Annotated in this window: 9 protein-coding genes; 6 read left to right on the top strand and 3 right to left on the bottom strand. The window is 40.3% G+C overall.

Annotated elements, in window-relative coordinates; genetic code table 11:
- Positions 1-48: 48 nt before the first annotated feature.
- Positions 49-711, bottom strand: coding sequence for a class I SAM-dependent methyltransferase (locus A0J48_RS19295; protein ID WP_200325916.1), 663 nt, complete (start codon positions 709-711; stop codon positions 49-51).
- Positions 712-841: 130 nt separating this feature from the next.
- Positions 842-1,744: a DUF4351 domain-containing protein gene (locus A0J48_RS19290; RefSeq protein ID WP_200325914.1), complete on the bottom strand. Its 903-nt coding sequence runs from the start codon at positions 1,742-1,744 to the stop codon at positions 842-844.
- A gap of 208 nt (positions 1,745-1,952) precedes the next feature.
- Between A0J48_RS19290 and A0J48_RS19285 the strand changes: the two genes are divergently transcribed.
- From A0J48_RS19285 to A0J48_RS19260, 6 genes are all read left to right on the top strand, one after another.
- The gene (locus tag A0J48_RS19285) at positions 1,953-2,888 is read left to right on the top strand and encodes a phosphoribulokinase (protein WP_200325912.1); all 936 of its coding nucleotides are present in this window, start codon (positions 1,953-1,955) and stop codon (positions 2,886-2,888) included.
- 71 nt (positions 2,889-2,959) lie between these two features.
- Positions 2,960-4,009: a M28 family peptidase gene (locus A0J48_RS19280; protein WP_200325910.1), complete on the top strand. Its 1,050-nt coding sequence runs from the start codon at positions 2,960-2,962 to the stop codon at positions 4,007-4,009.
- A 121-nt stretch (positions 4,010-4,130) separates the two neighbouring features.
- Entirely contained in the window at positions 4,131-5,009 is an 879-nt protein-coding gene (locus tag A0J48_RS19275) for an alpha/beta fold hydrolase (RefSeq protein WP_200325908.1), read from the top strand.
- Positions 5,010-5,122: 113 nt separating this feature from the next.
- Positions 5,123-6,541 carry a DUF4231 domain-containing protein gene (locus tag A0J48_RS19270; RefSeq protein ID WP_200325906.1) on the top strand — a complete coding sequence of 473 codons (1,419 nt, stop codon included), beginning with the start codon at positions 5,123-5,125 and terminating at the stop codon, positions 6,539-6,541.
- A 122-nt stretch (positions 6,542-6,663) separates the two neighbouring features.
- Positions 6,664-6,999 carry a hypothetical protein gene (locus tag A0J48_RS19265; protein WP_200325904.1) on the top strand — a complete coding sequence of 112 codons (336 nt, stop codon included), beginning with the start codon at positions 6,664-6,666 and terminating at the stop codon, positions 6,997-6,999.
- A 615-nt stretch (positions 7,000-7,614) separates the two neighbouring features.
- Entirely contained in the window at positions 7,615-8,487 is an 873-nt protein-coding gene (locus A0J48_RS19260) for a hypothetical protein (RefSeq protein WP_200325902.1), read from the top strand.
- 126 nt (positions 8,488-8,613) lie between these two features.
- Here A0J48_RS19260 and A0J48_RS19255 read toward each other — a convergent pair whose 3' ends face one another.
- The gene (locus A0J48_RS19255) at positions 8,614-9,354 is read right to left on the bottom strand and encodes a hypothetical protein (RefSeq protein ID WP_200325900.1); all 741 of its coding nucleotides are present in this window, start codon (positions 9,352-9,354) and stop codon (positions 8,614-8,616) included.
- Between the last annotated feature and the right edge of the window lie 237 nt (positions 9,355-9,591).

Raw genomic sequence — 9,591 nt, 5'->3', positions numbered from 1 at the left:
CCCCACACCCTACACCCCACACCCTACACCCCACACCCTACACACACCTTAATTCTTCCGTGCTAAGGTCAACCCGTCACCGATGGGGACTAAACTCAGGGTAATTCGTGAGTCTTCGTGTAACTTTTGATTAAAAGCACGAATTTTTTTAGTTTGATTATCTTGAACTTCTGGATCTGCAACTCTTCCTGACCACAACACATTATCAACTGTAATCAGTCCACCTGGTCGAATTAATTGCAGCGATCGCTCATAATAATTCTCATAGTTGCCCTTATCAGCATCAATAAAAGCAAAATCGAAGCTTTCTGCTTCACCTGCTGCCAGCAAATTATCCAAGGTTTCCAAAGCAGGAGCAATGTGCAGATCTATTTTATTCCTAACTCCGGCTTTTTCCCAATAACGTTGGGCTACGCTGGTAAACTCTTCACTTACATCACAGGCGACAATCTTACCATCTGCTGGTAAAGCCAAAGCCGTCACCAAGGAACTGTAACCTGTAAACACACCTACTTCTAAAGTTTTCTTTGCTCCTATTAGTTTTACCAACAACGCCATAAACTGTCCCTGTTCTGGAGAAATTTGCATCCGAGACATTGGTAATTGGGCGGTTTCTTGACGCAGTTGAGTTAAAACTTCTGGTTCTTTTAAAGAAACTGAAAGTAAATAATCGTACAGATTTTGTTCTAACCCAATTGTTTGTTTACTCATTATTGTGTTCTTTTTCTATCAAAGCTTTTAACTCTATTATCTTTTCCCTTAAACCTAGTCCATTTGAGATTGGGGAAACGATCACACGCCATCATCATTTAATAATATGAGAAGATGGCGAGCATCTAATTTAATTTACAGATTGAAACCAAGCTTCTAAATCTGCAACTGATCCAAAATCTAACAAAGCTTCTCCTAAGTCCTCAAGTTGCTCAACAGATAATGTTTGGATTCTTTGAATTAACGAAGAATCAATTTCACCAATTCGACGATTTAATTGACGGATAATTAACTGTTGTTCTTTTTTTAATCCTTCTTGTAATCCTTCTTGTCTAGCCAGTTCTCTATCTTGCTGGTAAAGTGGTGCTAAACGCATAATCAACTCCCTATCTTCTGTTTGTGAACTTTGATTAATTCTCAAATTCTGTTGGAGGTTGTAAAGTAGCTCCAGTGTAATTTTGACATAAGGCTGATTTGATGGTAACGCTGCTAATTCATCAATTGCTAGTTTTTGAACTTTTCCTCTGCCTAAAAGTCTTAACCACAATGTTTCGGTAGTACATGGTAATTTATGAATGACAACAATTGCAGTACGTAAATATTCTGCTAAAAAGTATATTCCAGGTAGAGAATCTGATTTTTCTATACCATTAAATCCCGATAGCAGGTTTTTTGATGCTGTAGGTGTAAGAATCCATAATTTAGGAATCTCGTTGTCTACAATTGTGGTTTGATTGCGTTTAGCTTCTCGTTGTAATGCACCTCTAACTTCTAGTAATTTTAACAGACAATCACAAATTTCTTCTTTTGATACTGGGTTACGGTAGGGTTCAAATATAGCTGGTGTGGCTGCTAATTTACCTAATAATCCTAATGATTTGATATCATCTGCTTGTTCGGGAAATGGGGTAAATAATACATCTATTTCTCGTACCTCTCCAGCGACGCGAGTCGATGCTTCGACTTTACCAAAGGGCTTTAGGAGTTCTTCTAGATAGTCTTTAGCAAATTGGTCATGTATAAAGCGAGTCATTTAATTTAATTTCAATATATAAATATAAATTTTACAGTCTTTGGACAACAAGATGAGAGCAGGCAGTCTTCCTATTCCAGCCTTTATGTTGAGAGATGTTGCGGCAAAGATGCTAGATTGATTTTATTTTCGATTTTTCCCTTAAAATTAGTGAAAACTGTTATTCACAAACATTATCACACAATTAAGTTGTGTCGAAGGGGGTAAAATGAGCCGTCCAATTATTCTTGGTATTGTTGGTGATAGCGCGGCTGGTAAAACAACTCTAACTAGGGGCATTGCTCAAGTATTGGGACCGGAAAATGTGACTCTGATTTGTACAGATGATTATCACCGTTACGATCGCACACAAAGAGCAGAACTAGGAATTACAGCCCTTCATCCTGACTGCAATTATTTAGATATTATGCAGCAACATCTATCGTTGCTACGTACAGGACAGTCAATTCTTAAACCTGTTTACAGTCACAAAACAGGAACTTTTGAACCGCCACAATATATTAAACCGAATAAATTTGTAATTATAGAAGGGTTACTTGGTTATTCTACCCGTGCTGCGCGTGACGCTTATGATGTCAAAGTTTATCTTGCACCACCTGAACAACTACGTGCTACGTGGAAAGTGAAGCGGGATACGCAAAAACGTGGTTATAGCGAAGAACAGGTATTAGCAGAATTAGAAAAACGGGAACCAGACTCAGAACAGTATATTCGTCCTCAACGTCAATGGTCAGATATTGTGGTTAGTTTCTATCCACCCAACGAAAAGGAAGATGAAAGCAATGGTCATTTAAACGTGCGGTTAGTTTTGCGTCCCACCATTCCCCATCCCGATTTTACCCAAATTATCTCTAGTGGGAGTGATACTAAGTCCGCAGTGCGTTTGGGACTAGATAGAGACATGGGTAAACCTGTGGATGTGTTAGAAGTTGATGGCCACGCTACCTTGGAACAAGTAACAAATATCGAGCATATTATGTGTTCGGATATGCCTTACTTAAAAAATATATGCGATCGGGAAATTAATCCTGAATTGGGTAAAATCGCTGGTACAACTGGAGAAACTTTACAAAGTTATCCCCTGGCACTTACCCAATTAATTATTACTTATCATATGTTGAAGGCTACGCAAATCCACCAGTAATATAGCAGGGAATAGGTTGAAAATCTGACTGCTAATAGCTGACTACTGATAGCTAAATAGAGGTACAGTTAATGCGAACATCTGGAAACAAGGGTAGATTTAAGTTACACAACTTGCAAATTATCAACAAATCTGCCTTAATTCGCTTGGCTGTACTTTTTGTTATTGTTTTAATTTCCGGTATTTGGTTATGGTGGACAATGTTTTGGATGCCAGAAAAAAGTTATCAAGGGCAACTTCCACCCCTAAATACAGCAGAAATTACTCTACAAAAATTACTACAACAGGATTTACAAAAGCTTGCAGGTGATATCGGCATTCGTAATTATAGTCAATATGAAAAACTGAATACTGCAAAAGACTTTTTGACCACTGCTTTGACTCAAGCTGGTTACGAAGTTAAACAGCAAGAATATCAAATAAATGGCAAATCTTACTACAACATCGCAGTTGAAAAGCAAGGAACAAAGAAGCCAGACGAAATAATTGTAGTGGGTGGTCATTATGATTCAGCTTTTACCAGTCCCGGAGCAAATGATAATGCCACAGGTGCAATTGCCACATTAGAATTAGCCAAAATATTTGCTAATAAAACGACTAATCGAACTATTCGTTTTGTGGAATTTACCAATGAAGAACCGCCATTTTTCTGGACAGAAAATATGGGCAGTTTGGTATATGCCAAAAAATTGCACCAAAGCGGTGACAAGGTTGTTGCTATGTTGAGTTTAGAAACAATGGGATATTTTTCAGAACAACCCGGTAGTCAACAATATCCTTTTCCTATTGGTCTATTATATCCTAATCATGGCAATTTTATCAGTTTTATTGGTAATATCAACTCAGGAGATTTAGTCAAAAAAGCAATTAGTTCTTTTCGTCGTCATGTCCAATTTCCCTCACAAGGAACTGCTTTACCTAGCTGGATTCCTGGTGTTGGTTGGTCAGATCAATGGTCTTTTTGGCAACAAGATTACAAAGGAATTATGGTGACAGATACTGCACCCTATCGCTATCAATATTATCACACAGATGCAGATACTTTAGATAAAGTTGATATTGAAAAACTAGCGCGAGTTGTTAATGGTTTAGTAACAGTAATATCTGATTTAGCAACATGATAAAGTAGGTGATACCAATTAATTGTATGTGAAGTTGCACATAATTCTAAAATTCATTGATTTATCTGCCTTTATCCGCGTTTATCTGCGTGCATCCGCGTTCAATCATTCTCCACATTTTATGATTCAATATATTAAAACCTCCCGTCTCAATATCGCTTATCACAGCTATGGTGAAAGTGACAAACCAACTATAATTCTCCTACATGGTTGGCCTGATGATGCACTAACTTGGAATACAATTATCCCTGCGTTAGTTAATGCCAACTATCGCTGTATTACACCATATCTTCGAGGCTTTGGACTCACACATTTTCTTGATGCTCAAACTTTACGCAGCGGACAACTGGCAGCTTTAGGACAAGATATAATAGAGTTTATTGAAGCCTTAAATATCGGTGCTGTACATTTAGTAGGTCATGACTGGGGCGCACGAATTGGCTATAATATCGCTGCCTTACGTCCTGATTTATTACATAGTCTCACAGCATTATCTGTAGGTTACGGAACTAATAATCCTGACCAAACATTATCATTTTCACAGGTGCAGCAATATTGGTATCAGTGGTTTTTTGCCACAGAAAGAGGACGGGAAACTCTAACAGCAGATAGACGTAATTTTACACGCCAATTATGGCAATTATGGTGTCCTAGTTGGAATTTTAGTGATGATGAATTTGATCAGACTGCCCAATCTTTTGATAATCCAGATTGGATAGATATTACCATTGATTCGTACCGCAGTCGCTGGGGATTTTCTCCTCTTGATCCCGCTTACAATGTGATTCATGAAAAACTAATGAAAACACCAAAAATTGATGTACCAACAACAGTATTGCATGGAGATGCGGATGGTGCAACTTTACCAGAAACCAGTGCTAACAAAGAACAGTTTTTTTTACAGGATTACAAAAGATTTGTGATTCCGCAAGTAGGGCATTTTATCCAACGGGAAGCACCGCAAAGAGTAATTGAAGCTGTGTTAGAGCTTGTGTGGTGAGGCAGTCCGCAGAAAGAGGGTTTCTACGCCACTTGCTAAGTTCGATAAACTACTGATAAAAAAGCAGTATTTTTATGCAAGTATATTTATAAGCTTTTGAACAATTTAAACCTATGGCTAAGAAAAATGACTATAGTCAATACCTTAGACAGACCTTCTCTGGACTGATTGACCAACTCGACTTGTCAGACTTGCGAAAAGACTTTCTGAAAAATCGCTGGCTCGACCAAGTTTTGTGGCTGGAGGGAAGAGCCACCAAAGAACGCAATGCTCATCACAACCTCAGAATGATTACCATCATTGGTGGGGTAATTGTCCCAGCACTAATTGGTTTTCAGAAGGGGAATCAGAAGTGGCAAGAAATTGTTGGCTGGTCGGCTTTCGGATTAAGTCAGGTAGTAGCAGTTTCTGCTGCGGTTGAAGAGTTTTTTGGTCATGGTGAGAAGTACCGCAGCTATCGTAATACAGCCGAAGGTTTGAAAATTGAGGGGTGGCAGTTTTTCCAAATGGCTGGTCCCTATCGTCAATTTGAGAACCACTCCGAGGCCTACACAATTTTTGCTGAACGAGTTGAACAGTATATTCAGCAAGACTTACAGGTCTTTATTGCCCAGTTAACAGAACGACAAGAGGCAGGCAAGAAGCAAACCCAAGAAACAGCCACACAGAATGCTGAACTTGCCGTAGAAACGCTTAACGAGCAGTTGCAGTTACGGGCGCAGTATGAAGCCCAACTTCAGGAACTAGAAGCCGAGAAGCAGCGCGTTCAAGCCGAAAGGCAACAATTGGAACAAGATCGATCTACTCCAGAAGATAGCGATAACGAAAAACCAGCATCGCTAACAGAGCAAGGGAACTCAGATCAGCAAACTGACCTAATTCCTGTTAGTAATTTATGGCAACAGGAAGAAGAAGATCGTGACAGCACCAGCCTCAACTCTGATTCAATCAAGTATCTCAGTGCGAATGAGATTCTGGCTCAGATTAAGAGTAATCCGATAAGCAGGAATGGTACAACATCAAACCAGCTGACCGAAACTAAAACTCAAAGAGTCTCCACAAGTCTCCCTATGTGTGGAGTTGAGCTAATTAAAAAGTTTGAAGGTTGCTATCTTAAAGCCTACCCTGATCCTTTAACCGGAGGGAAACCAATCACAATTGGCTGGGGTACAACAAGAAAACGTGACGGTAGTCCGTGGAATCTGGGAGAGAGCATTTCCCAACAAGAAGCTGATGATCTATTGATGCATCAGTTGGAAACAAGCTACTTACCTGATTTAATGAAAATACCTTGCTGGAGCGAACTCAACCCTAACCAACGAGGTGCTTTACTCAGCTTTGGCTACAACTTGGGGAGTAAATTTTACGGAACCCCTAATTTTGAGTCAATGACTAGAGTTTTAAGAAATCGTGATTGGGCTAGTATCCGCGAAACTTTCATCAAGTATCGAAATCCTGGATCAAATGTGGAAACAGGACTGCGGAGACGAAGAGAAGCAGAAGCTGATCTATTCCTGAAACCCTACAAATAATTTCTAGGATTTAAATTTTCAGGGATTAATTAAGCCTAAGTTCCCATAAAAAACAAGCTTTAAAACTCAATTAATTTGCTGCAATCAACAGACAATAAAGGCCATCATCGCAGGGTAAAACTATGATTCGTAACAGTAAAAAGTATTCAATCAACGTAGACAAAATAGGGCAAGATGTAGCGATTAGCATTTCTTTGGAAATAGAAATGAGTCCTGAGCTACTAGATTTGGTGTTGCGTGATTTAAGAAGCGATGCTAGAGACTTTAATGAAGCCCGCATTCTGACTGAAATCATCCGCGACCCCGTAATCATATACAGCCTCTGCCAACACATAGAACAGGTTAAAAATCAAGACATTAGATATCACGAAACCCAGCCTGACAACAGGAGCAATCCACAGCTAATAAATCCAAACTGGAGCTTGAACACAGCAAGCTATACTTCAGACGACTCATAGCTGGACTTTTTAAAAGCGGATGTAAGTGGGGCTTGTTCAAGGTTTTGATGATTATTGAAAAGTAAAGCTCCCAGCCGCTTTGAGTATAGAAAAATTTTGCCGTTCCTTACTTATCTATGAACAGTTAATAGATATCATAATATGGTTAATACTGTAGCTATTGAAGAAAAATATGCAGAACGATGGCAAAGCTGCAAGGTGCAATCAAATCTTTTGCCAGAGTTAGAAAAAATTGCGGAGAAGCTGTATTATGATCGCGGCTTTTACGAGAAAATCGAGTGGTACTATCCTAACCTACCCTGGTATTGGGCAGGAATCTTACACGCTAGGGCGGATTTTCAGGATGCTACGCAATTCTTCGATCAAATCACACAAAAATTAAGGAAGATTCAGGGTGAACAGATACCAGCCAGGATCTCAGCCCGGTTACTTGCCTTTGATGCGTGCAACGACTTCCAGGGCAAAAATAGCGAGGGAATTACGCCCTTTGTTTGGGCTGGGACCAATCACACCAAGACGATTGATTCTGTAGCTGGTTGTGCGGCAATTTTGTACTTTCTGCGAGCGATAGGACTCAAGGATGACCAGACCGAGCAGGGGCAGTTTAACCTCAAAGTGACTTCAGACACAGTGTTTAAAAGTTGCTCATTACCCTCCAACAAGCTCGAAGCATCGGAAAAAGCCCCTTTCAAAGCAGGGGAACAGTTAGAAATTACCGAGGTGGCGATCGCAGACTCTCACCATCTCCGAGTTATGCTCAAGACTCCAGTTCTGAATCGGCGCATTTGGTTTATCTATAGTGGACATATCCAAATTGACGGCTGCAAAATCGCAACAGTCACGGCCAAGCCTAAAACTCTAGAAGAGAAAATCGTTGCCTATTGCGAGAAGAAGGGCTACAGAATTGACAAAGAACCTGGATACAAGAATATTATCTACATCGAAGGCATGAACCCGGACGGAACGCTCAATGACAACGCCCTCAATGTCTGGAACGACCTCCGCATCGTGATTGAGTTTAAAGACGGCAAGCCTAAAATGATTGGCTGTTGGGAAGCCACAACCAACCCAGGTAAATACTATACCTTCAAACCCATGAACCCCAAAGGTGCGGCGATTATTGCCTTCGGTCAATACAAAGCATGGCAGGTAGGAATTCACACACCAGGTGGTGGACATGAAGCTCTGATACAAACTGGTGGTTCGGTAACAGTTCATCGTGATGCAAATCGGTCAGGTACGCGCGATGCAGGTGACACCATTGACTCAGGTATGTTTGGCATTAACCAACATTGGGGAGGTGATAACCCTAAATCCGATGTGGGCAGATGGAGTGCGGGTTGTCAAGTAGGTAGGACAAGACAAGGACATCGGGAGTTCATGACAATTGTGAAATCAGATCCACGCTACCAAGCTAACCGTCAGTTTGTCTTTACCAGTACCATTATTGATGGCAAAGACCTCCTGGCACAGTTCCCTGCAAGTTGATGTTCTCCTGAAGACCCAAATAATGTGTTGCGATCGCTCCTATGCAAAGGTTCGGGGACCGAATTTTAGATTTTAAATTTTGGATTTTGGATTGAAGATTCAAAATTCCAAATTTAAACAGGTGATCTAAGTCAACAGTAAGTTTGTAATTGTATTAATCAAATCTTCTTGTGCTGCTTCTAAGTCAATAGTTTGTAAACAGCCTGAAGCTGCTAATTGTTTGGCTCGTTCATCAGTAGCATTCCCATGCAAAGCAGAAGCTAACTTGTCTGCGGTTCTCCCACTACCAGCAATCACCATCACTAACCGCCCAGCACTGACGCTATTTAAAGCATCAAGAAAAGTAATCTCCCCACCATTAATGAGGACTGTAATCGAGGGTGCGCCATTCGCCAAAATACTCGCTACCTGTACTATCCAAGGAGATTCATCACCCCAATTACTGCCAGGAACTAGGACAAAATGAGTATGATGTGCTTCTAAAGGTGTAGCATCCTCACTCAAGATTGTCGTTTGCTCAGGTAAAATTACCTTGGCGATAGGAGCTACACCAATTAGAGGAAAGTCAGCATTGATTTGGCTATGGGCTTTACCCATCAATTGCATCACTCCCGCATCAGTACCACCATCCACCACATAGGCATTCAAGCGTTGAGCTATTGGCGCTAAAACTTCTACGAACATCCTTTGGATACGTAAGTAGTCCGCTTCACTAATCTGACTAGCGCCTCCTACTATCACTAAGACAGGACGGGAATTACTTAGCCCTAATTGCACTAGTGCCTGGGGTAATTCGGTGGCTTCAGACACCGTAACTGCTACTGCTGCTCGCTTGGGGTTTAAAGTTAGGTTGAAAAAATTGACCATTTATTCAAAGTAGAGCTTGCAAAAATTTAAGTATTTACCGTATTAAGTTCCTGTTTGATGTCAATATGCAATAAACTTGAAACTCATTTGCATACTAAGAATAACCAATTTTTCAGAGTATAAGTATATCTATTCAAAATTCGTTAAACTACTTCCAATTATAGGCTTAGTTCACCTCTCAACACTTTCTATTTTACCTGTTTTCGGAAATGAAACCGCCCTGCTTTTTAAGGGGGA

The sequence above is a fragment of the Sphaerospermopsis aphanizomenoides BCCUSP55 genome (assembly GCF_001586785.1).
GTDB classification, from domain to species: domain Bacteria; phylum Cyanobacteriota; class Cyanobacteriia; order Cyanobacteriales; family Nostocaceae; genus Sphaerospermopsis_A; species Sphaerospermopsis_A aphanizomenoides_A.
Note: the sequence above shows the minus strand (reverse complement) of the source record. Positions and strands in the feature narration are given on the sequence as shown.

Excerpts from the sequence above, each read along its gene's own strand:
- A0J48_RS19295 (WP_200325916.1), bottom strand. The coding sequence starts at position 711 with ATGAGTAAACAAACAATTGGGTTAGAACAAAATCTGTACGATTATTTA.
- A0J48_RS19290 (WP_200325914.1), bottom strand. The coding sequence starts at position 1,744 with ATGACTCGCTTTATACATGACCAATTTGCTAAAGACTATCTAGAAGAA.
- A0J48_RS19285 (WP_200325912.1), top strand. The coding sequence starts at position 1,953 with ATGAGCCGTCCAATTATTCTTGGTATTGTTGGTGATAGCGCGGCTGGT.
- A0J48_RS19280 (WP_200325910.1), top strand. The coding sequence starts at position 2,960 with ATGCGAACATCTGGAAACAAGGGTAGATTTAAGTTACACAACTTGCAA.
- A0J48_RS19275 (WP_200325908.1), top strand. The coding sequence starts at position 4,131 with ATGATTCAATATATTAAAACCTCCCGTCTCAATATCGCTTATCACAGC.
- A0J48_RS19270 (WP_200325906.1), top strand. The coding sequence starts at position 5,123 with ATGGCTAAGAAAAATGACTATAGTCAATACCTTAGACAGACCTTCTCT.
- A0J48_RS19265 (WP_200325904.1), top strand. The coding sequence starts at position 6,664 with ATGATTCGTAACAGTAAAAAGTATTCAATCAACGTAGACAAAATAGGG.
- A0J48_RS19255 (WP_200325900.1), bottom strand. The coding sequence starts at position 9,354 with ATGGTCAATTTTTTCAACCTAACTTTAAACCCCAAGCGAGCAGCAGTA.